The sequence below is a fragment of the Cerasicoccus maritimus genome (assembly GCA_031296935.1).
GTDB classification, from domain to species: Bacteria; Verrucomicrobiota; Verrucomicrobiia; order Opitutales; family Cerasicoccaceae; genus Cerasicoccus; species Cerasicoccus maritimus.
Genome location: JAVDPD010000029.1, coordinates 1 through 25,399, shown reverse-complemented (window position 1 = coordinate 25,399; position 25,399 = coordinate 1). Strand labels below are relative to the sequence as shown.

Below are 25,399 nucleotides of genomic sequence, written 5' to 3'. Positions count from 1 at the left end.
ACGTCGCATGCCTTACTTTTGTACGCACCAAACAATATGCCCCAAAAGAAGAACGCCCATTGGATTACAACGAGCGTTCCCTGTCCGCCAATGGCGGTTTGTGCCTGTACTAACTAAACGAAAGGGTTTATATTGGAATCCCTGAGCGTCAGGCTCCGAAAATTCTTAACACGGTGAAAGGTAAGGTAGTTTGCGTCGTGTTGATTTTTTGCACCACCTTGGTCATCATCCCACGCCGTTCGACTGACCACGATCATGTCATCTCCTTCGAAGAGCCAATCGGCATATTGAAAGCCGTGCTGCTTCGGATCTGGATGGTAAAGCACCACGTAGCGGATTTCCCACTCACGCAAATCGCGGGAGCAAATCAAAGCTAGAGTATTACGCTGCGTGGTTTGCTTTTCACAATCACTGTGAATCGGCGGCACGGCATTCGACAATGCCCAATAAAGCCCAGTATCAGAATCGTGCCGGATGGTAAACTTCGTTGCACCACCGGGTAGATCGATAAGGTCGTCCGCTGGGTTAAACTTCAGAGCTTGGCCGTCATCGTCCAGGCGGACAATCGCGCCTTTCCCCGCTTGATTGTAGTCTACACGCAGCACATTGCCGATACGACCATTGGGCAGTTGCACCGCGTTGCCCTCCAGCCAACCACCGAACTTGCCCTCCAGCCATTCGCGTGAATGACGCAGAATGGGCGTAAAGTTCCAGCTATCGCGACGCAGTAAATTGGAGCCCACTGGCGCAGACATCAGCATCGGATTATAGCGCTCACCCCAACGTGTACTGCCAGCAGCATCTTCAATCGCACGCCAGATGCGTCCGTTCGAAATAACAAACGCAGTCGGCGCGGTGTGATATTGCCCATACGGCGTGAGCAACCCCGTTTCGGTATCATCGGGCGCTGTCCAAGTAAAGCCACCGTCTTCACTGCGACGGATCACGATGTGCCCATGATGATGCGTGAGACCAAACAGATAAAGCACACCTTCGTGCAAAAGCAGACTCGACCAAAAGGCCGGGCATACCTTCGCAATTTGCTTCCAGGTTTGACCGTCATCTTCACTGCGGAAAATCAGCGAAACGGCTGCTTCGTGCTCTTTGGTTTCAGGACCAAAAAAATCATGGCTCGCCACATAAGAACCATCGGCTAATTTCGCGATGCTCGGAGAGCCGATATACTTGCCTTGATCGACATAGACGTGATTAATCACGACACCGGGAGGAGCTGGAAAATCTTGCGCCACTGAGGTTGGGTTAAGGGCGTTCTGAGAAGAATTGTTCATAATCTTAGCGGGGCTTTTCATTTGCAATGCCTGCTGAAGAGCATCACTATGCCGCGATACCTCTTTGTATAACTCAGTCTTGCCGAATTGTGTCCTCACTGAAAGAACTCAGCCTTAAACATGGTGGTAAATACACCACACAATCTGGTATGTGGGGTATGCACCCCCGCGACTATTGGTTGATTTTCGAGACCTTTGACGCCATTCCATCAGGCTACATCAGCCGCGCCGCAGAGATCCATAACAGTTGGGCTATGCGATGGCATTTAGAAGCCGGGATGACGCGTAATTTAAGGAACTACTCCTTGGTCTTCATCACTGAGGGAGAAGGAACCTACAGCGACGACGCCGGTAAACAAACCTTGCCGATCCACCAAGGAGATTTGCTCTGCTTGTTCCCAGGCCGCCCGCATGCCTATGAACCACCCAAAGGGAAGTCCTGGAACGAGATAAATGTGGAGTTTACCGGACCTGTATTTGACGCGTGGGTGGGCGTTGGTTTGCTCGATCCCAATGAACCAGTACGGCATTTAGTATCATCTGGCAGCGAGGTGGAAATCTCCCGTTGGAGAGACCGTTTCTACGATGTAGTAATCCCGCTTGCAGAGCGGCGGGTTGCCGAACCAGACCTTGCAGACTCGGGACGCCTTATCAACCTCATTGCCTCAATGTGCGCCACCTGGCAGACACACGTCAATCATGGAGACGTAGAGTGGGCAAACCACGCACGCAAGCAATTGCTCGATTTGCCCCTGGGTGAAAAGCCAAACTTCATCGCTCTCGCACGAGAGTTTGGCTTGGGCGAGCAAGCCTACCGCAAGAAATTTAAAAAGCTATGCGGAGTAAGTCCGTTTGCCTTCCGCTCGCGCCAGCAAATCGAAGCAGCGTGCCACGAATTAATGGAGAGTCATAAGCCAATTAAAGAGATCGGCTACGAGCTCGGCTTTGGCAGTCTATTTTATTTTTCGCGCCGCTTTAAACAGATTACCGGAATGACGCCCGGGGAGTATCGCAAACAAGTCAGCGAATAGCTTTCAGCATGAAAACAATGGTAACATCTACCTCGAACCAGACCATCGAGAGCTACCATAAAGGACAAAGGGGAATGCGTTTTGTGAGGCTGTTACTCGTTGAATGAGCTTCTCGACATGACTTCAATTTAGACATGCGAAACCCAGTATATACCCTTGTTTTGCTCGCCACCGTATTGCGAGCCGTAGCCGCGCCGACCACACCTGCGCAAACAGAAACTCAACCCAACCAGACCATCCAGGAATCGATTGCCACGAGCACCGATATCCGTAATCAACACATGGGCGTGTGCACGCACTTCATCCGCAAGAAAGGAATGAAGCATTGGGATCCCAAGACTTACATGCCCGCCCTCGCCGAACTCGGCGTTGGCTGGATTCGCGATGAAGTTCTCTGGAGCCAGATCGAAGTGGAGAAGGGCGTTTACAAGATGCGCTGGCAAGACATGGAGTGGATCAACCTCGCCCATGAAAACAACATCAAGATCATCCTGACCGTTGCCGGCGGCAGTAGCTTTTACGGCGAAGACTCCTTCGACCCGGAAGGCTACGCCAAGCTCTGCGCCTACCTAGCTGAAGAGCTCAAAGGCAAAGTCGATGTGTTCGAAGTGCAAAACGAGCCCTTCCACCACTACGCCTCACACTATGGCGAAGGCACCAAAAAAGGCGGTGACTGGTATGGCCTCACGAACGGCACGCTCGACGTGCAAGGCTGGGTCGACCACTACCGCATCACACTTAACAAGGCCGCCGACGCCGTGAAGGCTGTCAATCCCGACGCCAAGGTGATTGGCCTCGGCTCATTCCCCGCGATAAACTACCGCCAGATCGAAGCCGGTCTTTCGGAGAACGTAGATGGCATCACCGCGCACCCTTACAGCTACCGCGTCGTGCCGGAGATAATGCCCTACAAGGACAACGAGAAGACGATCGAGAAAAACGGCGGCCGCCGCGTCACCGATGAACACGGCACCTTCGCATCGTTCATCGAAATGCAGTTGGATTTCTCCGCCAAGCATAACGGTCCCGACGAAATGTGGCTGACCGAATGGGGCTACAGCAGCTTCCGCGAACGCTGGGAGGGCGACCCCAATAAGTGGGGCGGCAACTACTGGGGCTTCAACGACCACGCCGTCGCTGTCTATGCTCAGCGCCGCTTTGTCGAAGGCCTCGGCCTCGGCGTCGAAGTGAGTGTTTACTACTCGCTGCTCGACGACGACTACTCGCAGGATGATCCGCTGAAAGCCGAGTCGAATTCCGAAAACCACTTCGGACTTATCACCAAAGACGGCGAGCGCAAGCCGGTCTATTTCGCGATCCAAAAAGTAGCCAAGCTGACCGATGGCTTCACCGTTTCCGACGAGCTCGACTACGAAATCGTCAAAGGCCAACCGCGCCCTGACTCCCGCCCGGTCAACTGGTGGAACGGCTCCACGATCGAAGCGCTCGACGAAATTTGCAACTACCAGTTTAAGGACGCCAACGGTGACAACGTGCTCGCCGTCTGGTCGATGGAGCGCGTGGGCGACCGCTCCGCACGCGCCGCCAATATCACCATCGATGTTCCCTTCGAAGGAACCAAGGTGGAAGTGACCGACCTGATGACCGGCAAGGTTTACGAGGCCTTCACAGAAGACAAAGACGGCAAGCTCTTCCTGCCGCACTTCGCCGTGCCGCCACATGTTGTGCTGATTCGCTTGGTCCGCTAATCCTGCGCCCGCGCCTACAAATCGTCAGCCCCGCTTCCCATGCATTGGATCGATTGGCTTATTGTCCTCGTGCCCGTTTCGTTCGTTTTATACCTGTCGGTATACAGCAAGAAATACGTGCGCGGCGTCGTGGACTTCCTAGCCGCCGGGCGTGTGGCCGGACGCTATGTCTTATCCGCGGGTGACTTAACCGCGGGCCTGAGCGTCATCACTCTGGTGGCGCTCGTCGAGTCCAAGTATCAGGTCGGCTACGCCCTCTCCTTCTGGGAGTATTTAACGGTGCCGGTGGGCATTATCATGGGGCTGACGGGTTACTGCGTTTACCGCTTCCGCGAAACGCGCTCGCTGTCGATCGGCCAGTTTCTGGAAATGCGCTACAGCCGCTCGCTACGTATCGTGGCGGCGAGCTTACGCACCATTTCCGAAATGGTAACCAACGCCATCGGCCCGGCGGTCGCGGCCAACTTCTTCATCTACTTCCTGGGCCTGCCACATCAGCTCGAAGTCTTCGGCATGGCCTTGCCGACTTTCGCCTTGATCGTCGGCGGATCGCTTTGCTTGTGCATGGTGGTCATCTGGCCGGGCGGTCGCATTTCGCTGCTCATCTCGGACGCGTTTCAAGGCCTGATGAGCTACCCGATCTTCGTGATCATCGCAGGCTATGTGTTCCTGCACTTCGGATGGGACGACACCATTGCGCCCGTGATGGTGGACCGCGTTTCCGGCGAGAGCTTCATCAATCCGTTCGACATCGAGAAGCTGCGCGACTTCAACATCTTCGCGCTGTTCGTCACGATCATGGGCAGCATCCTCAACAAGGCCAGCTGGATCGGCAACGACACCACCGGCAGCGGACGCACGCCCCACGAGCAAAAGATGGCCGGCATCCTCGCCACTTGGCGCAGCCTTTACGCATGGCTCATGATCATGCTCGTCGTCGTGATGATCATGGCCGCGATGACTCACCAAAAATTTGCCAACGAAGCCTACGACATCCGCAGTGCCTTAACGCAGAAAGTTGCTACGGAGGCCGTTAGCGATCCAAGCACCCGCGCCGAGCTCAATGCGCAGATCGCCTCTCTTCCGAAGGTAGTGCACCAGATCGGCGTCGACGCGCCGCTCTCACAGGAGAGCAACATCGACACGCCATACATCAACACCGCACAGGACGTCCTCGGTGGCACACCGGAGGGCAATCTGGAGTTTCAAAAATTCCGCACGCTTTACCATCAGATGATGCTGCCCGTTGCCCTGCGCAACATCCTGCCCATCGGCATCATGGGGCTGTTCTGTTTGCTCATGATCATGCTGCTCATTTCCACCGACGACTCCCGCGTGTTCAACGCTTCGTCGACCATCGTGCAGGACATCATTCTCCCCTTCCGCAAAACACCCTTCACGCCCAAACAACACCTGCTCGTGCTGCGCATGACCTCGGTCGCGGTGTGCATTTTCTTTTTCGTGGTGTCGATCTTCTTCATTCAGATCGACTACATCCTGATGTTTACCGTGATCATGACGGCCCTCTGGCTTGGGGGAGCCGGGCCGATCATGATCTTCGGTTTATACAGCCGCTTCGGCAACACCGTGGGTGCCTTCGGCTCGCTGATTTTTGGTTCCGGCTTGTCGGCCGTCGGCCTCTTCATGCAGCGCAATTGGGCGGAAACGGTTTTCCCCTGGCTGTCATCGCACGGCTGGGATGTGCCGGTCGGCAACTTCCTTGAATGGGTCTCGCGCCCGCTCAATCCGTATGTCGTTTGGGAGATGGATGCGGTCAAGTTCCCCATCAATTCCTACGAGCTGTATTTCATGGCAATGGTCTCCGGCATCGCGGCCTACATCATCGGCTCGCTGTTAACGCAGCGCAAGCCCTACAACCTTGACCGCCTGCTTCATCGCGGCATTTACGACGTGGCCCACGAGAACAAAGAACCGTTCAAGTGGACCCCGCGCACCGCGATGAAAAAGCTGATCGGCATCACGCCGGAATACACCCGCGGCGACCGTGTCATTGCGTGGTCCGTCTTCGGCTACGCGATCGTTTATAAGTTCGGCCTGTGCTTCATCGGCGTCTTGATTTGGAACGCCTTCCAGCCCTGGCCCGTCGAGTGGTGGAGCAATTACTACTTCATCACAAGCATGGTCGTGACGGCGATCCTCGGCATCGTGTCGACGGTGTGGTTCCTCGTTGGTGGCGTCATCGACATCCGCCGCCTCTTCCGCGACCTGGCCGAGCGCATCGATAACCCGCTCGATAACGGCATGGTCGATGGCCACGTATCGTTGGTGGACAAGGAGTCGTTCGACACTCAAAATAGCGACGACGAAAAGACCGACCGCTAGCCACAACCCCTTACACCCTTTTCTGCATGCCCGAAGTAACTGTATCCGAATCCAGCGCCCGCGAAATCAACGGCCTGCACATCGACCTCGCGCCGACCAGCCATGGCGGCATCGAGCTACGCCTTTGCCCAAAAAGCAAAGTGAATGAGCTCATTGCGCGACGGGCCAAGATCGACGGACGCCCCGAGTGTCTGGCCGGCCACGCCCAAGTCGTGAAGCCCGACAGCATCGTGCAGGTAAAGCTCGCGCAGGACCCGATGGACTTCGGCTTCCTCGAAGGGCTGACCATGCAGGACAGCCAGACCACGCTCGGCCTGCGTCCGGTGGAAAACGTTGCTGCGGACAGCGAACATGGCGACGGCGTCATTGTCACTTGCCTTGAAAACAAAGCCAGTGGCTTGCGAGTATTTCACTACATGGAGCCAACGCCAGTCGAAGGCACGCTGCGCATGTGGAGCAAGGTCGTCAACGTTGGCGACGCGCCGATTGAACTAGAGCATCTATCGAGTTTCGTTCTATCCGGCTTAACGCCGTTCGCCCCTGACGACGCTGCCGGACGCCTGCGCCTGCATCGCTTTCAAAGCTGGTGGAGTAACGAAGGGAAGCACGAAGACACCTTGCTCGAAGACCTGCACCTCGTTCGCAACTGGCAGGGCAACATCCTGACCAACGAGCGCTTTGGACAAGTCGGCACGCAACCGGTGCGGAAGTATTTCCCCTTCGTCGCGCTTGAAGACACCGAAGCAGGGGTGCTTTGGGGCGCGCAGCTCGCGTGGGCGGGCTCTTGGCAAATGGAGGTCACACGCCGCGCGGATGCCGTGTCGCTGTCCGGCGGCTTGGCCGACTACGAGTTCGGCCATTGGATGAAAGTGCTACAGCCGGGTGAATCCTTTGAAAGCCCGAAGGCGCACGTCGCGTGCGTGGTGGGCAGCATCGATGACTTAACCGCGAAACTGGTCGAGGCGCAGGAAGCGTTCCTCCCCGAGCCGCCCGAGTCCGAGAAAGACCTACCCGTCATCTTCAACGAATGGTGCACCAATTGGGGCTCGCCGAGTCACGATAAAACCATTGCGCTCGCGAAGCGACTGCAAGGCACCGGCGTGAAATACATCGTCATCGACGACGGCTGGGCCAAGCGTCCGCCCGAAGCCACGATGCAGTCCAACGGCGACTGGATACTCGACAACGAAAAGTTCCCGCACGGCATCCAAGCAACCTGCGAAGCAATCCGTGAGATGGGCTTCATCCCGGGCGTGTGGTTCGAGTTCGAAATCTGCAACCCCGGCTCCCAGGCCTTTGCGCAAACCGAGCACCAGCTTCACCGCCGTGGCCGCGTGTTGACCGTTGGCTCGCGCCGCTTCTGGAATTTGAATGACCCGTGGGTCATCGACTACCTCGACCATAAGCTGATCCGCTTCTTGCGCGACAGTGGCTTCGGCTACCTGAAGGTCGATTACAATGACAACATCGGCATGGGCTGCGATCACCCGGATTCACTGGGCGAAGGCTGCCGCCAGCAGGTGGAAGGCATCTACCGCCAGTTCAAGCGCGTCAAGGAGCACGTGCCCGAGTTGGTCATCGAGAACTGCGCTTCTGGCGGGCATCGCCTTGAGCCGTCGATGATGGCGCTGACCTCGATGAGCTCGTTCTCCGATGCACACGAGTCGACGAACATTCCAATCGTCGCCCGGCAGCTCCACTACCTACTACCGCCGCGCCAATCGCAGATCTGGGCAGTGCTCCACCCCAGCGACAGCGCCGAGCGGCTCGTCTATTCGCTGACCGCCACCTTCTACGGCCGCATGTGCTTGTCCGGCGCGGTGCACGAACTGAGCGACGCACAGATGGACACCGTGCGTGAGGCCGTTGCTTTGTATCGCAAAGTTTCGCCAATCATCAAGGAAGGCAAAACGCATTTCCTTGGCGAAGCTCCGCAATGCTGGCGCGACCCCGTCGGCTGGTCTGGCATCTGCCGCGTGAGCAAAGACGGGCAGCAAGCACTAGTCGTGATCCACGAATACGAACGCATAAATACAGAAGCCTTGTCCGTTGAATTGCCGATCCAAGATGACTGGAAGCTTACTCAAGCGATGGCCGACCAGACGACGGCTACCCCAAGCTTTGCATCGCAGAGTTTGCAATTACCGGCAGCCAAGGAATTCCGCGGCTACGTTGCTCTCCTGGAACGCCAATAGAAAAGCGGAGCCCGTAATGAGCTCCGCTTTCAAAATCGATTGGCTTCCTCTTAGTCCACCAAGTTTTCCTTGATGTAATCGAAGCTTTTCTTCAGCGAGTCAAAGGGATCACCGGGGCAGACATCTTGCTCGATGATGTACCATTGGCAACCTGCTGCTTCCGCGGCGGCGACGATGGACTTGAAGTCGAGGTTGCCGTAGCCGATTTCGTGCATGATAGGCTTGTTCACTTCGTGAATGCCGACGTCCTTCATGTGAAGCAGCGGCAGGCGTCCGCTTAAGCTTTCGCACCACTTCGCTGGGCAACCGCCACCGAGCTGCACCCAGTAAGTATCGATTTCTCCCTGCACATTTTGAGGATCAGTTTCGTCGTAGATGTGGCGAAGGACTGTTTTGCCGTTGACCTTGAGAAACTCGTTCGCGTGGTTGTGGTAGGTCAGCACTTGGCCAGCTTCACGGAGCACGCGACCCGCGTTGTCGAGCTTCGCAATCAGATCCGGCAGGGCCTCGGGCTTGGTAAAGTCGTAGCCAGTCGGAAAAGGATATGCGGTGTATTTCGTGCCGAGCTTGTTGAGTCGCTCAACGATCTTCTCTGGCTCGGCCAGGATCATCGGCGCAGGCTCGTGCGTCGCACAGATGGTTAGGCCGTTGTCCGCACAGACTTGAGCAATTTCTTCCTCCGCCACAACATCGTGCGCCATGCCGGAAATTTGCACTGCCTGGAAGCCGATGTCGGCAAGCTTCTTCATGCTCTCGCGGAAGCCATCCGGCGTTTGAATAAAATCACGAATCGTGTAAGTGATCAGAGCAACTTGTTCGATTTTCATAATGGTCGATTTGGGTTTGCTTAGAGGTTAATGAGAAATACCAACGAGGCTAGTAGTAGTTAGGTCCAGTGATTTTAGCGCGACCGGTTTCGATGTCGAGCGTCCAGGTCGTCGGTGATGGCAGCTCAAATTTGCCACCGCCTATCTTAACCGGCATCCAGAGATAGCGTCCATCCCAATGCTCTTCTGGGCGCCAGCGATCACCCACGTAAATGACGGTCGTTGCCTCGCTGCCCACCACCTTAATCAAGTTGCTGGACTGCGACATCCACGTCAGTGTTTGTTCAGGCGCAAAATCTTTAAACTCAGACCACGGACCGGCGAGTGATGGCGCCGTCGCATACTTGTTGGGGTTCGGAAACCAACCCGTTAGATGGGAACCAATGCAATAATATAAGCCTTCGTATTGTACGATTGCGCCGCCCTCCAACGGTGCTTCAATGCGGCAGATTTCCTCGGCCACATCCATGTAATCATCGGTCAACGTCGCAATTGAAAAACTGCCCGTCGGACGACTCTCGAAGATCAAATACGGCGTGCCGTCATCGTCAATAAACTGACCAATGTCGCGGCTCTCCATGCCGAATGGCCGGAAACTCTTAACGTATTTGTAGTCGCCATCGACGGTGTCACAAACTGCGATGCCAATGCGAGCAGCGCTGTATTCAGGGGCACCGGGATACTCCTCTCCATCGAGGTGGAAATACATGACGAACTTCCCCGTCTTCGCATTGTGAAAGACCTTCGGGCGCTCCAGCACCCACTTCTCGCCCAGCGGTTCCGGTGCGGACGTGGCGAGCACCTGATTACGAAAAATCCAGTTGACCAAGTCCGTCGATGAGTAACACGAAACGTAGCGCTTTGCCGGGTCGTTGCCCTGCGATCGGTCCTCGCCGAACCAATACCAAGCGCCGTCGAGACGAATAATACCGCCACCATGCGCTTGGATGTGCTGGCCACGATTATCGGGCCAAACTCTGCCCGGATAGATAGTTTGAAGTGCTTGCTGGGTAGACATTGTTTGCTGATAATTTATCAACGCCTTCCGCCTTTGCGAAAGCGTGATAACTTGTCCAATCTGAGATATCATTGTCTTTAATGCGCAATATCGCGTCACACATAAAGTTCCCTGACTTCAGGCGCCTTCTGCCTCGGGAGCATCCAGCATACGCAACCTTTTTACTAAATTACTCAGCCCCGAACAACACCTCTGAGTGGACACCTCGAACAGGTAGGCCATCCTGCAGAATAGAACCTCAACTCATTCATATCATGGCCCCAACATCATTGCTTCAACGCTGCGCCGCTAACCCGATCCTGCAGGAATCAGATATCCCCTGGGATTGCATGTCCGTATTCAATGCCGGCATCGCCAAGTGGGACGGCGAATATGTCATGCTCTTCCGCACCGACTCCGGTCCCAAAGCCACGCCGGACGCCCGCTTGACCCGCGTCGGTCTGGCCCGCAGTCAGGACGGCATCAAGTGGGACGTCGATCCGGAGCCCGTCTTCGACCAGAAGATTGCCTGCGAGTGGCTCAAGGATCAATACCACGAGCGCTTTGGCGAAAAGGAAATCTTCCGCATCTACGATCCACGCATCACCCTGATCGACGGCGAGGCCTACTTCTGCTTTGCCTTCGACACGATCCATGGCGTGCGTGGCGGCATCGCCAAGTGCTCCAGCAAATGCCTGCGCAAGTGGGAGCTGCTCTCACTGTCCCTCCCGGAGAACCGAAACATGGTGATGTTCCCGGAGCGTATCAACGGCAAGCTCTACCGCCTAGATCGCCCCTTCCCTATTTATTCCAAGGGCTGGCAAGAGATGTTCGATATCTGGATCAGCGAGTCGGTGGACGGCAAATATTGGGGCGAGTCGCGCTTAGTGCTCGGTGCCGAAGAAGTGCCCTTCACCAATGGTAAGATCGGCCCCGGCGCTCCTCCCCTGAAGACCGACAAGGGCTGGCTAACCACCTTCCACGCCGTGCACATCGACAAGGAAAACCCGCTGCAAGGCTGGGAGCCCAAGTCATGGTGCAAGGAATACGTCAGCGGCCTAATGCTGCTCGACCTCAACGACCCGAGCAGGGTAATCGGCATCAGCAAACAGCCTCTGCTGCGCGCCGAGGCTCCCTACGAAATAGAAGGCTTTCGCGGCTCAGTCATCTTCCCCGGCGGCTTCCTCCTTGAGGAGGATGGCACGGTCAAGATGTATTACGGTGCCGCCGACACCGTGGTCGCGCTGGCTGAAGGCACATTAGAAAGCCTGCTCAGCGCCATCGAGCCGATCTAAGAAATCACTTATTGCACTTCAAAAACAAACTGCACAGAGGATCCCCATCCTTTGCACAGCTTAACCGAGCGCTTTTCCGCGTCAGCTTCGTTGGCTTTTCGCTCACAGGTTTCCAGCCTGCCGCGCTCAAGCCGCCTTGCTGAACACAAAAAAATTCACTGCGGCCTGATCGGCCAACTTAGATGAAAGGTGCTCAAATCGCCAAAACGGAATCAGCTACGCTGAGCCACAATAGCTGGTGGCTCCGAATGGATTGGCCTTTACCCACACTGTGACATGCATAAAACTGCGAAGATCCTGCTCTTCTGCAACTATGCCGACCGACACACAAGCGCCCCCCCCAGACAATGAATCCTACTCCCAATGGGGAGAAGACCGCATCATTTGGGACTACTTTAAACGTCGCAGCGACGGCGTGTTCCTGGAAGTCGGCGCCAATGCGCCCATTCGCCTCAGCCAGACTTATCTGCTCGAAAAACGCGGCTGGAGCGGTGTGCTGATCGAACCACAAACTCAGCGCTACGAAGAGCTAGTCGCCAAGCGCCCGGGGAGTCGCGCCATTCGCTGCGGAGCGGTCAGCCCGGACAATGTCGGCGGGGCTTACATTAAGATCCCACCCGCTGAACAAGGCGGCGACGTCATGTCCCAAGTAGTCATGGAGCGTGTCGAGGGCGACGGTTGTCGCTACGAGGATGTCCCCCTGCGCACGATCAACGACGCACTCGAAGAAGCCGGCGTCCAGCATGTTGACTTTGCGTCCATCGACATCGAGGGCATGGAGATCCCGGCTCTGGAGGGCTTCGACCTGGAGAAATATCAGCCCAAGCTCATCCTGGTTGAAGACCACATGGAGGATCTCTCCCTGCACCGCTATCTCAAAAAGCGCGGCTACCGCTTCATCAACCGCATGGGCTCAAACAACTGGTATGCCCCGGCCGGGTTCACCGACTTCACTTTAGAGAACGCTACCCCGCGCTTTGAGCAGATCCGCAAGTTCTACCTCAGCATGCCGTTCCGCAAGCTACGCATCACGCTCAAACGCCTCCGCGGCAAAGCTTGAACAAGCCAGCGTGCAAACTCTGCTGAAATTACCGCACTTCCACTTGCCAGATAGCACTTTACGATAATAGTTTTGTCCGCAGACGCACCCGTAATCTACAGATAATTTTGAACAAGGCCTTACAAGGACAGTCTTAGCTATACGATGCTGTATGACCGACCATACATGCGCAATCGTGCGCCGGTTCGACACGTGGACTACTTCTGGTGGGTCCTGTGGGTGTTCATTGGCGCATTCCTGCTGCAAAACATCCTCGGCGTGTGGTTCCGCGCCGCGCCCTTCCTCTACAACTGGGTGGCGCTCTCGGTCGACAACGTCAGCCACGGCAAGGTCTGGACGATTTTCACCTACAGCCTCATGCACGGCGGGCTACAGCATTTCTTCATCAACGGTATACTGTTTTTTGTCATCGGTCGCTGGCTATCCAAAGAGCTAGAGCCGAAACGCTTTCTCCACCTGATCCTCGGCTCGATTTTCCTGGGGGGCGTCACTTGGCTGGGCATTCACGCGCTGATTGGCCCGCAGCAACTTTACGGACAGCCAGTCATTGGCTTCTCCGCCGCCATCGCCGGCCTACTGGTGACCGCCTGCCTCATCTGGCCTCATGGCCAGATCTCACTGCTCCTGTTTTTCATCCTTCCGGTCTCCTTCAACCCACGCACGCTGCTGTGGGTGGTGGTCGGCATCGACGCCATTGGCTTCCTGTTCATCGAACTAGCCTACCTGCTCGGCTATCAACCGATTATGCAAGCAGCGGGCATCGCCTTCTCCGCTCACTTGGGCGGCGCACTGGCTGGCTATATTTTCTACCGCGTCCTCCAGCGCCCGGCGCCCCTCTTTGAATCCGTTGCGAAGAAAGTCTCCGTCGAGCCCCCAAAGTGGACCAAGAAGCGCACCCAGGCATCCACCGGCAAATTCAAGGTCAACCTGACCAATCGCAAAGACCTTCGCAAGGAAGTCGACCGCATCCTGGACAAAATCAACCGCGAAGGCTTCCAATCCCTCAATGATGAGGAAAAGAAGGTGCTCGATGATGCGGGCGATCTGCTGAAAAAATAGCCGCACGCGGTAAAGATTTCACTCGGCGACTGAAACTTTAGTCCCTAGCCTAGGTTTTACCACTGGTATGAATTCAAAGTGGTATATCTTCGCAGCGCTTTGGATAGCCAGCCTGGCAGCTGCTTATTTCGTTGGTCAGTCTGCTTCCAGGGGCCTGACTTCCCCCGCCCTAGCCAACCAGTCGGCGGCTAGCGCACCAAAGCTCTCCGCTTCCAAGGACGGCTCCACCATTACCGTCGACGCCGATGCGGCTGCCGAGCTTATGGCCGAGTTACAGGACGAAGCCTCCGACAAGACCCGCGCCGGCTTCGAAGGCCTGCGCAATGGCGACTTCACCCGCGCCACCTGGATGCAAGCCGCCGTGGACGCCATGTCGATGAGCCCCAGTGAGTTACAAAGCGCTCTGGACGAAGTCTTGGCGATGCCCGCTGGTCGCGAGCGCAACATGCTTGTTTTCTCCATGCTGGAGCGATGGGGCGCACTCGATCCGACCAATGCCCTCACCTATGCCAACAGCCTGACTTCCGTCGAAATGCGCACCCGCGGCATTGGCCAAGTCCTCGAAGGTTGGGCGAGCAAAGACCCCGTTTCTGCAATTAACTGGCTCAACACCAATGGCGACAACTATTCAGCCCGCATTTACGGCGACTACCTCCGCGACATCGTCAAAGGCTACGCCCAAAGCAGCCCGGAATCCGCCTTCCAATACGTCCAGGCGATGTCCGACGCCACTGCCAGCGACCGCCGCATTAAAAACGGCGCTCTGCGTGAAGTCATCAACGCTATGGTGGAGCAAAACCAGATCGATCAAGCGCTGACCATGTCTCTTGCCATGAGCGAAGGCTCCAGCCGCAACCAAGCCCTTGAGCAGATCATCGGCGAATGGGCGTCCACTGATCCTGAGGCCGCCCGTCAATTCGTGGACAGCATGGCCGACGACGCCAGCTACAGCGATTTACAGCGCTCCCTGCTCCGCTCCTGGGCCAATGACGACCCTGCTGCCGCCGCCGAATGGCTCAGCGCACAAGACCCAGAAACGACTGATCAAGCGCGACTTGCAACCACCCTCATCGCCAGCTGGACCCGCTACGACATGGAGGCTGCCGCGAATTGGCTCAACACCTTGCCCCAGACATCCGAGCTCGACCGCGCCGTGGGCCTCTTCTCAATGCAGGCTGCGCAGGACGATCCCGCCGCCGCCCTCACCTGGGCTAGTTCGGTCAGTAATGACCAAGGTCGCGAGCGCCTGGAAAGCATGATCCTGCCCATGTTACGCGAGCAAGACAGTGAAGCATTTGAGGCCTATCTGGCCGATTCCGACTACTCCGACGACAAAAAACAGCAGTTTCGCGAGCTCCAAGTCCGCGAAGGTCGCGGTTTTGGTGGTTTCGGCGGTGGTGGTTTCCGCGGCGGCCCTCCCCCCGGAGGTCGTTAGGGATACATTTCGTATCTTGATTGCTGCTAACTCTGCCCCAACGGGGCTGCGCATCAATAGCCCAGGGTTAAAGCGAACCGCTTGCGGGAAGCGCTACCCTGGGAACTGGATGCCCGGTGATTCCCCTGCCCCAACGGGGCTGCGCAAGATGTCGTTTTACGCAATCCCGTTGGGATAGGCAATTCACGTATTCGTATCCCCAGGGTAGGCATTCAGCCGCTCTACGGCCTCATGCCAACCCTGGGCTATTGATGCGCAGCCCCGTTGGGGCAAAATGACTGAAAGCTGAATGCCCGTTGGCCTTAAATAGAAGGCCCGGGCCATTGCTTTCGCTTGACTACGCGGGCAGGGAATTACAACCTGCCCGTTTTTCCGTTTCATGAATCGCCCGCCCAAGAAAAAGAAGCAGCGCCAGGATGGCCTCGCCGAAGACCCCAGGTTTTCCCGCGAGGAGCTTGAGCGCGCCGCCCCACATGCCTCCAAAGCTGAGGGAGACGACCGTAACATCGTGGAAATCGATGACGCCTTTGCCGAGGCCGATCTCGAGGACCGCGCCTGGCTCTATTGGCAGAACAACAAGGGCACCATCATTGCCGCGATTGTCATCGCCATCCTTGGCGTGGTCGGCGTGAACACCTGGAAGATGATGCAGGCCAACCAGGTCGCCAACCTCCAGGAAGATTACAGCCTGGCCATCGGCGACGCGGAAAAGCTTCAATCTTTCGGTGCCGCCAACAGCGACACCGCGCTCGGCGGCATCGCCACCCTCAAGGCTGCGGACGACAAATACACCGCCGGCGAATTCGAAACCGCGATCGGACTCTACCAACAATCCGTCCCCGCCCTCAAAGACACGGTCATCGTAGGCCGCGCCCGCCTCGGCGTGGGCATGTCGCAGATCAAGGCCGGCCAAACCGACGCTGGCAAGGCGACCCTCACCACGCTGATGGACTCCGCCGCAATCCTGGCCGCCATCCGCGCTGAAGCCGCCTTGGAAGTCGCCCAGCTTGAACTTGCCTCCGGCAACCGCGACGCCGCGCAGAAGATTCTGGAGAACGTGACCGAGATGGAAAACGTCACCTACTGGAAGCGCATGGCTGAAGCCCTGATCCGTAGCGAAAAACTCAACGTCGAAAGCTAAGCCTCAGCAATCAACCCACTTTCCTCCAAAGGCCATGGACTAAGCAGTCCGTGGCCTTTTCTTTTACTAGAGCGCAATCCGTTCGCCGCGGCGGAGGGATTCGCGGACTTGCGCAATGACGGCGTCCATCGCCTGAAGTTTCTCGCAGGCCGCGCGTTCGGCGTCATCGGGCAAAATTACTTTCGTGACCGCGCCGTTGGCAATAACCATCCGCTTGTGCCCGCTCAGCGCGAGGATCGGATCATGAGTCGATAAAAGCACGATCTTGCCCTTTTCGATGAAGAGCTTGAGCGCACGATTGCGGTCGACGCCAGCATTTTCAATTTCGTCGATCAGCACGATGGGCTTCGGGCTGAGAAAGGCTGCGTCGGCAATCATCAGCGAGCGCGACTGCCCCCCACTAAGCTGGGTAATCTGGCTGTCCGGCCCGAATGGCTCGCCCGCCATCGATACCGCCTCCTCTAACACGCGCGCCACAATCTCACTGGCGTTGTCGAGGTTCCGGCTTTCAGCGTGCATGTGCAGGAACTCGGCAACCGTCAGGTCCATGATGAAATTCATGTTCTGCGTGATCTGCGCCACGAGCCCGCTTTCCCCACTGAAACGGCTGACGTTGGCCGGCGGCTGGCCGTTGATCAAGATGCGGCGACCCGTCGGCGTGTCCCCTTGCGCCAGGCATTCAATGTCGGCCAGAAAACGGCTTTTTCCCGAGCCTGTCGGCCCGACGAGGCAGACTACATCTCCCGGCTCAAAACGCAAATCATGCGGCTCCGGCGCGCCATCTTTGTCACGACCGCGCAGGACATCGAGCGAATGGATCGCCGCGTCCTCTCCAATTTCCACGCGTTCGAGAAATTGCGAAATCGCCGTTTGCAGCGCTTCCAGCGTGAAGCCGCTCGCCTGTTGAGTTTCCCAGGAAAGCGTTTCCCAGTAGGCGCTCAAATTTGCGGGTAATGCATCAGCCAACGGCAGATGCTGTAGTTTCAGGAACTCGTTGAACGACTCCAAATCTGCAAAAGAAAAGCGATCGACCTCCGTTGAACTGGGCATGACTAGCTGGCCTCCGGAATGTTGATTTTGCGCACGGTCCCTTGGTGATGCTCCTCGCCGATGCGCGTTTCGCCGAAGCAATACGAGCACACCGCCGTGGGCACCGGGAAGCGCATGCGGCCGCCTTCAAGCGTCTCGGCGGAAGCCGCGGTTTTCCACATCCGGCTGACTTCCCACGCGCCTTGGCCGGTGATGCCATTGACGAAATGGATGCGCGCCTTCGGGTTGGCTTGGCGGATGCGGTAGGCGAACACCTCGCGCTCGGCCTGGCTGACGATGTCGCCCTTGGTGACGATCACGGTGTCGGCTGTCTTCAGCATCGGGCCGACTTTGCGCGGCGTGTTGACACCCGACAAGTTGTCGAGCACGCACACTGAGAGGAACCCCTTGATGTGCGGCGCGCAGCGATTGCAGAGTCCTGCGCTTTCGCTGATCAATAAATCCAGCCCCTCGCGCTGCCCCCAGGCGAAGCAGTCCTCGATGTTGGTGACAAAGTAGTGGTCGGGGCAAAAATTCGCGGAAATGCCAGTCAGCACGGGGACACCCGCCGCCTCAAATATTTCCATGTCCTGCGTGCTCAGGCAGTCGAACTTGACCACGCCCGCGCGCACCCCGTCCTCACGGATGTGCTGGAGCGTCTTCAGGATGACGCTCGTCTTGCCGCAGGATGGCGGCCCGCCTACCGTGATCAGCTGCATACTTCGGGACGGGCATTGGTGAAGACCTCGTTGAGCCGCGTGCGCAGCTCCTCAAGATTGTGGCCGCGAATGAAATCCCAACCAGTCCACGCCAGCTTGCCCGGCAGCGGCTTTTGCCCCGCGTAGGTCCGGACACACGGGAAGCCAACGGAGTCGAGATACTTCGCCCAGTTTTCGCCGTAGAGAAAATCAATCGCCAACTGGCTGACCGGGCGGCGACCACGCTTGCCCAGGACCATCAACGGCTGGAAGTAGGCGCCCTCTTCCGGCCAGACGAGCTCCACCTTTTCTGCGCGGCGACGGCTGCTGGCAAAGAAGTAATTCAGGCAGTAAATCGATGTGCCCTCCGGATGCCGCGCACCGGCAGCCTTGACGATTTTCGCGGGCGACCAGAATTGACGCACATTGCGCCCCAGGCCGATGAGCCCCTCGTCACCGTAGCGCTTCCAGGTGTTGAAGAGCGTGTTGTCGGCCAGCTTGCCATCGCTGTGCCCGGCGAGCGTGATGTCGCCCTCGTAGACAGGATTGCTAAGGTCTTCCCAGCGCTTCGGCATCGGCTTGTCGCCGAGCTTTTCGCGGTCCACCAGCATGACGGTGGGGAAAGTCGCGTAGAGGTGCATCGCCCCCAGCGGATCGATGATGTCCGCCTCGGCCAACTCCGGGCGAATGGCAATTTCCGGCTTCTCGATCGCGCCGTAGACGCCTGACTCAATCCAACGCTTGTGGCCCAGCTCGGTGAAAAAATCGCTGCTGCCGCCATCACTCATCACGCCCGGCATGTCGTCCTCGGCACCGGTTTCCCAAGTCGTGTCGTAAGGATCATTTTCGCGGCCGCCATGGAAGCAACCCGCCGGCGAAAACCAGTCAATCGCGCCAAACTCGGGCGCCTGCGCCTTGTAATACGCATGCATGCGACGCTGCATTTCCGCGCGAATCGGACACGGCGCATACCCCAAGTAATCCAGCTTGCGCGCTACGTTGTTCTCATTCTCGGGAAAGGACGGGTCTTCGTCATAAAAGTCGGTATTCATGGCAAATTTAGTTGAGACGATTTCGCAGCATGCCCCATGCCTCGACTCTGCGAGCTGGCCGATTGTCCAATATCACGCAGCTCAGAGGCAAGTTATCGAAAATCGTAATACCCCGCACCAGATTGCTAATCACCAAAGCCGAAAACAGCCGCGCATAAGCGAAGTTTCTGACCATGCAACCGCTCACGGACATTCTCAAACCTTGGCAACACAAAGAGCTCCTCCGCGCCCAACGTCATGATCGAACGGTTCCCCGGCTTCGCCCAGCTCATGTATCCGACTTCTTCGGCGCGAGGCATTCCAAGGCAGTAGTCCGGGCTTTGAGCTGCGACTCAGGATCTTGGATAATCCTCTACAAGGTCGTCATCCGCACCCGCGCGCCACGCCCCGCAAAAGCCTACGTAGGAAACTCGGAAAAGCCTACGTAGGAAACTGGCCAAAGCCTATACGGTTGTTTCCGAAAAGCCTTAGTAGGAAACTCGAAAAGAACCGCTCGGTTCTTTCCCGAGTACAGCATCGGTTATCGAGCAAGTACAGCCACTGTTGTTGCTCCAGTACAGCAGCGGTTCTTTTTGAAAACACAGGTGTGGCATTGAAAAACACCCTTGGTGACATCACCGAACATCAAAAAGCGGGTTGATGCTTTCGTGGCAGAGATCCACTTCGAAACTGCCCCCCTTGACCTCCTCTCCAACGCATTGGCAGTGGTCAATATTTGAAATCTACGTTCGCCCCCTCCTGCTTCTTCGACCCCCTCCTGCTTCTTCCTCCGGACAGATTGAGGTCCAACACGCTTTGCGGCTAGCAATCGTTGACCTAGCAAGCAACCCACCACGGGGCATAAGTGCGAAGTTAACCTAACCAGCGAGTGAATCTCGGCTAGACTCACGCTAAGGCTCGGTTAGACTCAGCCTGTTGCTAGGTTAGACTCGTGCAGAGTCCCAGTTAGCCTCAGTCTGCCGCTCGGTTAGAATCTAGCCAGATTCCCAAGCAGAAACTGGCAAATCCTGGCTTAGGAACTCTCAGTTGCCAAGGCAGGCAGCGCCCACTGGAGGGCAACGCTTTGTCGTTGCCGCATTAGGTGGAATCAGATTTTCGGGGAGGCAGAGCAGCCAACAGGTTGCGGCAACGACGAAGCGTTGCCCTCCAGCCAATCTACCTCTCCAGCAGGTCGCTGGACACACAGGCCGCCAGCGGCGTGGGCAAGGTTCGGCCCGGCTTACGCACCAAATGCAGATAGACCTGCGTGGTCTCCAAACTCGCGTGCCCCAAAACATCCTGCAGGCTCCGCAAGTCCGTTCCCCGCTCTAGGCAATGCGTGGCGAAACTGTGCCGTAAAACATGAGTGGTGACACGCTTCGTGATGCCCGCCAGTTCTGCCGCCTCTTTCAAGGCCCGCTGATACGACGCGCCATGCTGGTGATGCCGACGCTCAACGCCTGACCGTGGATCCGTGGACGCATGCGCTGCCGGGAACGCCCAGAACCAGCGCCACTCCTGCCCCGCGCACGGGTATTTGCGATCCAATGCATTGGGCAAGTAAACGCCTGGCGCCTGCGAATCCCGGTCCTGTTGATGCAATCTGCGCACACGCTTCAAATGCGCCTGCAATGGCGCGACCAACACTTCGGGCAAGGCGACATAGCGGTCCTTATCCCCCTTCCCCTGGCGAACAAGAATCCGGCGCTCTTCAAAGTGGATGTCTTTCACGCGCAGGGTTAACAGCTCTTCCTTGCGCAAGCCCGCGCCATACTGCAACTTGGCCAACAACTGCCACTTTTCCGGCAAATGATCGAACAAGCAACTCACCTCGGATTGCGCCAGCACTTCACGTTCGCGCTTGGCCACCCGACCACGCCGGAACTCCCCGATCTCACCCAACTCACGCTGCAAGCCTGCCCGAAAAAAGTAAACCACCGCATTGAGCGCCTGCCGCTGCGTGGCCACGGAAACCCTATCCTGCGTCGCCAGCGCATCTAAAAAAGCCTGCACCGACTCGCCAGGCTTTCCCGCCAATGCAGCCCGCCGCGCCGAAACAAAACGTCGAAAACGATGCACCCAATGGCCATAGGTTTGCTCCGTGCGGTAAGATTTTCCCTCACGCCGCATTGCCGCAACCATCCGCTCTTCGGCCTGCGCCCAGCTGAGAGGCGAAGCGGCATCCCGCCGCTTTCTAATTCCTTCACCTTGAGGGCTTGCATCGTTGTGGTTAACATTGCTCGGGCCCGCCTCGACCCCCATCAACGACCGCGCCTGCCCCGCCTCTTTGCGTATCGGCGCGTTGCTGAAAAACCACCGCAGCGCATCCTTCCAACACTCCTCCAGCCACCCATGTGGCTGTTTTGAGGCAACGGCCATTTGCATAAACTCACGGGCGCTGGTTACGCTCGCAGCCTCTCTCCGCGAGGCCAGATAGCCCAGATACCAGCGAATAGTAATCGTATAAGATTGCTGACGCCGCACCGGCAGCCCTGAACGTTGCAACGCGCTGGTCCAGTTCTTGAATACGACCATTTGCATGAACACATACAAACTGACCGCTCGTTCAATTGTCAATAAATTCACCTAAAAACTTATCCACACTTCAATGTGCATAACTTGAAAACGAAATAGCCTTGCCAACTTTGACCTAAACGAGTGTAAAGTACTTTACCGCCACTAAGCCTAACCTTGCCCATTTAATCATGACACATCCCGCATCATTACTACCTCCATTCACTTCACTCCCCGCCACGCCCACTTCCCATCAGCACGATCTTGTTCAATGAACGTTTTCGTCGCTTAAAAAATACTGTTCGGTAGGAAATGAGCAGACTCGAAAAATATAAGCTAAATCTATCAAGGCACAAAAGTGACTTCGTGTCTGCATGCTTCGAAATCATCCAGCTGCCTCTTCCTGATGACGCTGAATATGCTGGACTTTACTATGTTAATGATGGCCGAAGTCTTATTCCTTTTGCCATGGCATGGATGACCTTGGATATGTCTATTGATACTTGTTACCCATCACCACTGAGTCGATTTACAGATGAGTTATGGGAGTGGTCCGATGAAGACCTTGATGAAGGTGTCCATGAGGATGCTGAAGAGTATTTGTTCCAATGGGCTTCTGATTGCTGGAATGAAGCTGGCGGAGAGAAGTATTCTCCTTTATTTGTCCTCTATGACCAGGGGAGCATGGACATCTATGACCTATGCACTCTTGATGAATTGACCGATAATGATTTAGAGCAAAGACTTAAAAACCGAACAAGTCAGGATATATGACGTAAAATGCTGGCGCATTTTCGCATATACCTTCGACGTTATGAAGGAGAAGAGCCATTCGTGAAAAAATCAATCGAGCGGCAAGCCTACGATCCTGAAATTGGATATTACACTGTATTTGAAGATCGGAATTCGTGGAAGAAGCTCCTCACGTACGCAGGCCAATCCTTCTACTTTAGTGGGCTGGGCATATCACCCTCGAGTCGTGATCGGGAACAGATGTCACTGGTGGATAGAAATTTCGAGCAAATGCAAAGAGTAGCTATGCAAGAACTTTTAAGTAGCGAATATGGAAGAAGGATTGAGAGGAGCCTACTCCGAATTAGCGAAGTCTGGGCAGAGGATGAGAGCATTTGCATGATCTTTGACCTTACCAAGCCAAATAATTCAATTAGATTCGCATCAGTTCACCTACGCGACGGGCACGTAACAGACTACGCATGGGAATCATAACAAATCGGGATATGTGACGAAAAATGCTGGCGCATTTTCGCCACATACCCTCAACGTTATGCAAAGTAAAGAATCAGAAGAAATCGCTGCCTCTGCCGTAGAGCGTTTCATAGCGCTTCCATGGTTCGAACAGACCGGAAAAGTGAGAAGTGGAGTTATGGTAGCGTCAGACCTCTCAGAGGCTTATGATGGATATTGGGACGGTTGGAACTCCAAAAGTCGGTTTTTCTGGGCCGATCAATCAAAGAAGCTAGAAGAATATGCATTGTCGCTGATCTCCGACGAAGAAATCTCACAAATATTCGAATCGGTCAGCGCGGGGTCGACTCAGAGCGTATGGGCAGGTCTTGAGGGATACCTTGAAAGATATCCAGATGATACAGGCGTTGGCGATGCGATTGCACTTAGCTTAACTGACGACGTTATTAGAGATCTTTGTTGGGTTGCAGTCGAAATCAGAATTCAGAGAAAGGGCTTCTTTCACGAAATCTTTGAATGGTATGCGGCTGGAACAAAGTTATTCGGGTGGAAGAATGATCTACCCCCAGATGGTATCCCGGTTGTCTTGTGAGAAAAGCATAACCAGTCAGGATATATGACGAAAAAACGTGGCGTTTTTTCGCATATACCTTCATCGTTCGATGAAAAATTTTATGAAAAAAACCTCACTAAAAATATTATCATTCTTGGCGGGATTGAGTTTGTGCTCATCCCTTGACGCGGTAATTGCAGTTAGCAATCACCATTTTGCAGCACCTGGTGGTTCTTTGGTAATCGGAAAGAACTTCGGAGAGAACGTTGAGTGGAGTCATTCTTTTACTACTGGAAGTAATAGTGGTGGCTATTTACTCGAAGGCATGTCTTTAAAGTTCGAGTTTGGAGCGACAGGTACACCTGGGCCAATGTTCATTGAAGTTTTTGAAGATGTAGCTGGTCTACCTGGCGATTCGTTTGCTCCAATTGATACATTATCGCTATTTTCTGGTGATCCTGCATCGCCTGGCAGTGCATTTTTTACAGGCCTTTCATCTAGTTTAGATCCGAGCACAACCTATTGGATAGTTGTTCAAGCCGATGTATCATCTTCTCCAGATCCTTCACATTATGAATGGCAGAATGTCAACTCGTTAGGGGAGACAGATTTCTTAGGCGATGGATGGTCGATAGGAAATCAGAGCTTTGTGAAAACCGATATTTCTTTTCCGAATTGGACAGATGCTGGTGGAGGTATTGCTACCTTGGAGATTAATGCATCTCCGGTCCCTGAGCCACACGTTTATGCTTTGTTATTGGGAGGCTTTTCGTTGGCATTCGTGGCATATCGGAAGAAGCTGAAGTAAAATCGAACAAGTCGGTGCAGACAACTCCGGGACCCTCGCGGGTCCCTCCGTGTCTGACCTCTGACGTTAGCGAAGAAAAGATGGAACTGACTCTTCAGGATCTCAATCACGTGAGTTTTCACGATGGCTCTCTCGAATCTATCGAGGAAAAGCCTGACTACATTCGCATGACTATCGATTCTGGAGCGTATGGCCCACCACTTTTAGAATCCGAAGGAAAAGAATGGATCATTAAAGATTGTGTTTTCGAATGCATTGGAGTCACCAAAAACGAAAAAGAATTATGGAAAGACACAAAGGAGGCACTTCCCTTTCCTGACGACTCAATCCCAATCGACGAGATTCAAACAGAAGATGTGAAAAATGGATGTTATGAAATCGGAGGATTTCACAAAAACAAAGATTGGGCCGTATGGAGAATTCAGGCACGGAAGTTCAAACTAACCTTTCAGACAAAAGAAGAATTTAAATTACGCTAACAAGTCAGTTCAGACAACGTCGGCTAGCGCCGCCGTCGTCTGACCTCAGCGTTCGGTAAATGAAAGAAGTATCAGAATCCATCAGGGATATTCTTACAAGTGAGACAGAGGCTGTTTACATCCTCGAAAGAGTGGTTAACGAAACAGAGACTACTGGCGGCCTTGAATTCATTAACCATATCTATGAGTTCTACACCAGTTTTCCTAGCTATGTCAGTTCTGCAGGTTTTATTGAAGATCCGGACGAGGTTTGTAACTTTGCAGATGCGTTAAAGAAGGTGGGCTCTGTAGACGACCTAAAGATGTTAGAGAAAATCTTATCGACCTATCGCCGATATGGCTTTGAGTTTAGTCGTGGTTCAGTTCACGAAATATCTTTGTCGGACTCCGATAGCGAGGAACTGGATCAGGAATTAAAAGCCTTAGACAAGGAATATTTTGATTGCGACGAGAATGACTTCCATTTGAAAGCGGAAAGCTGCAGGCTGGCGGTCGCATGGCTTAAGGAAAATTTTAAATAGGAAAGCAAGAATTCGAACAAGGCGACTCACCTAACCTCTTACAGCGCCGCTAGCGCCTCGCTCTCTTTCAAGAGGTAGGCGCTGGCAGGGCCCCCTTAAACTGGTCCATTGCTAGTGAGAATATTTTCGGTCATATATATCGAAAAATCATATGAAAAAAGGACGTCGCAGTACCGAAC

At 55.2% G+C, this 25,399-nt stretch carries 21 protein-coding genes; 14 read left to right on the top strand and 7 right to left on the bottom strand.

Annotated elements, in window-relative coordinates:
• Nucleotides 1-113: 113 nt before the first annotated feature.
• The gene (locus RBB62_RS16310) at nt 114-1,388 is read right to left on the bottom strand and encodes a sialidase family protein (protein WP_309400130.1); all 1,275 of its coding nucleotides are present in this window, start codon (nt 1,386-1,388) and stop codon (nt 114-116) included.
• Here RBB62_RS16310 and RBB62_RS16305 point away from each other — a divergent pair.
• The 4 genes from RBB62_RS16305 to RBB62_RS16290 all read left to right on the top strand — a co-directional run bounded on the left by RBB62_RS16305 (nt 1,379) and on the right by RBB62_RS16290 (nt 8,567).
• Nucleotides 1,379-2,320 (top strand): AraC family transcriptional regulator, encoded by a 942-nt coding sequence (locus RBB62_RS16305; RefSeq protein ID WP_309400129.1) that lies wholly within the window; start codon nt 1,379-1,381, stop codon nt 2,318-2,320. The genes RBB62_RS16310 and RBB62_RS16305 overlap by 10 nt on opposite strands.
• 134 nt (nt 2,321-2,454) lie before the next feature.
• Nucleotides 2,455-4,029 carry a hypothetical protein gene (locus tag RBB62_RS16300; protein ID WP_309400128.1) on the top strand — a complete coding sequence of 525 codons (1,575 nt, stop codon included), beginning with the start codon at nt 2,455-2,457 and terminating at the stop codon, nt 4,027-4,029.
• A gap of 39 nt (nt 4,030-4,068) precedes the next feature.
• Nucleotides 4,069-6,372 (top strand): sodium:solute symporter family protein, encoded by a 2,304-nt coding sequence (locus tag RBB62_RS16295; protein WP_309400127.1) that lies wholly within the window; start codon nt 4,069-4,071, stop codon nt 6,370-6,372.
• A 26-nt stretch (nt 6,373-6,398) separates the two neighbouring features.
• Nucleotides 6,399-8,567 carry a glycoside hydrolase family 36 protein gene (locus tag RBB62_RS16290; RefSeq protein ID WP_309400126.1) on the top strand — a complete coding sequence of 723 codons (2,169 nt, stop codon included), beginning with the start codon at nt 6,399-6,401 and terminating at the stop codon, nt 8,565-8,567.
• Nucleotides 8,568-8,617: 50 nt separating this feature from the next.
• Here RBB62_RS16290 and RBB62_RS16285 read toward each other — a convergent pair whose 3' ends face one another.
• Entirely contained in the window at nt 8,618-9,394 is a 777-nt protein-coding gene (locus tag RBB62_RS16285) for a sugar phosphate isomerase/epimerase family protein (RefSeq protein ID WP_309400125.1), read from the bottom strand.
• Nucleotides 9,395-9,443: 49 nt separating this feature from the next.
• The gene (locus RBB62_RS16280; protein ID WP_309400124.1) at nt 9,444-10,412 is read right to left on the bottom strand and encodes a family 43 glycosylhydrolase; all 969 of its coding nucleotides are present in this window, start codon (nt 10,410-10,412) and stop codon (nt 9,444-9,446) included.
• Nucleotides 10,413-10,666: 254 nt separating this feature from the next.
• Here RBB62_RS16280 and RBB62_RS16275 point away from each other — a divergent pair, with 254 nt between their 5' ends.
• The 5 genes from RBB62_RS16275 to RBB62_RS16255 all read left to right on the top strand — a co-directional run bounded on the left by RBB62_RS16275 (nt 10,667) and on the right by RBB62_RS16255 (nt 16,381).
• Nucleotides 10,667-11,686, top strand: a complete 1,020-nt coding sequence (locus tag RBB62_RS16275) for a glycoside hydrolase family 130 protein (protein ID WP_309400123.1) — start codon at nt 10,667-10,669, stop codon at nt 11,684-11,686.
• Nucleotides 11,687-11,999: 313 nt separating this feature from the next.
• Nucleotides 12,000-12,746, top strand: coding sequence for an FkbM family methyltransferase (locus RBB62_RS16270; RefSeq protein WP_309400122.1), 747 nt, complete (start codon nt 12,000-12,002; stop codon nt 12,744-12,746).
• A gap of 165 nt (nt 12,747-12,911) precedes the next feature.
• On the top strand, nt 12,912-13,805 hold the full coding sequence (locus RBB62_RS16265) for a rhomboid family intramembrane serine protease (protein WP_309400121.1): 894 nt from the start codon (nt 12,912-12,914) through the stop codon (nt 13,803-13,805).
• 67 nt (nt 13,806-13,872) lie between these two features.
• Nucleotides 13,873-15,240: a hypothetical protein gene (locus RBB62_RS16260; protein WP_309400120.1), complete on the top strand. Its 1,368-nt coding sequence runs from the start codon at nt 13,873-13,875 to the stop codon at nt 15,238-15,240.
• 379 nt (nt 15,241-15,619) lie between these two features.
• Complete coding sequence (locus tag RBB62_RS16255; protein WP_309400119.1) at nt 15,620-16,381, top strand: tetratricopeptide repeat protein; 762 nt, start codon at nt 15,620-15,622, stop codon at nt 16,379-16,381.
• Between the two features lie 66 nt (nt 16,382-16,447).
• Here the strand turns inward: RBB62_RS16255 and RBB62_RS16250 are convergent, their stop codons facing one another.
• From RBB62_RS16250 to RBB62_RS16235, 4 genes are all read right to left on the bottom strand, one after another.
• Nucleotides 16,448-17,431, bottom strand: coding sequence for an ATP-binding cassette domain-containing protein (locus RBB62_RS16250; RefSeq protein WP_309400118.1), 984 nt, complete (start codon nt 17,429-17,431; stop codon nt 16,448-16,450).
• 2 nt (nt 17,432-17,433) lie between these two features.
• Nucleotides 17,434-18,129: a GTP-binding protein gene (locus RBB62_RS16245; RefSeq protein WP_309400117.1), complete on the bottom strand. Its 696-nt coding sequence runs from the start codon at nt 18,127-18,129 to the stop codon at nt 17,434-17,436.
• A complete protein-coding gene (locus RBB62_RS16240; RefSeq protein WP_309400116.1) occupies nt 18,120-19,160 on the bottom strand; it encodes an ABC transporter substrate-binding protein in 1,041 nt (346 codons plus the stop codon). The genes RBB62_RS16245 and RBB62_RS16240 overlap by 10 nt, the downstream gene beginning before the upstream one ends.
• Nucleotides 19,161-20,315: 1,155 nt before the next feature.
• Nucleotides 20,316-21,725, bottom strand: a complete 1,410-nt coding sequence (locus RBB62_RS16235; RefSeq protein WP_343219100.1) for an integron integrase — start codon at nt 21,723-21,725, stop codon at nt 20,316-20,318.
• A 240-nt stretch (nt 21,726-21,965) separates the two neighbouring features.
• Between RBB62_RS16235 and RBB62_RS16230 the strand changes: the two genes are divergently transcribed.
• The 5 genes from RBB62_RS16230 (at nt 21,966) to RBB62_RS16210 (ending at nt 25,220) form a co-directional block, all read left to right on the top strand.
• A complete protein-coding gene (locus tag RBB62_RS16230; RefSeq protein ID WP_309400114.1) occupies nt 21,966-22,427 on the top strand; it encodes a hypothetical protein in 462 nt (153 codons plus the stop codon).
• A gap of 511 nt (nt 22,428-22,938) precedes the next feature.
• Nucleotides 22,939-23,451, top strand: a complete 513-nt coding sequence (locus tag RBB62_RS16225; protein WP_309400112.1) for a hypothetical protein — start codon at nt 22,939-22,941, stop codon at nt 23,449-23,451.
• A 70-nt stretch (nt 23,452-23,521) separates the two neighbouring features.
• Nucleotides 23,522-24,220, top strand: coding sequence for a choice-of-anchor R domain-containing protein (locus RBB62_RS16220; RefSeq protein WP_309400111.1), 699 nt, complete (start codon nt 23,522-23,524; stop codon nt 24,218-24,220).
• An 80-nt stretch (nt 24,221-24,300) separates the two neighbouring features.
• Nucleotides 24,301-24,699 (top strand): hypothetical protein, encoded by a 399-nt coding sequence (locus RBB62_RS16215; protein WP_309400110.1) that lies wholly within the window; start codon nt 24,301-24,303, stop codon nt 24,697-24,699.
• A 59-nt stretch (nt 24,700-24,758) separates the two neighbouring features.
• Nucleotides 24,759-25,220, top strand: a complete 462-nt coding sequence (locus RBB62_RS16210) for a DMP19 family protein (protein ID WP_309400109.1) — start codon at nt 24,759-24,761, stop codon at nt 25,218-25,220.
• Nucleotides 25,221-25,399 lie beyond the last annotated feature (179 nt).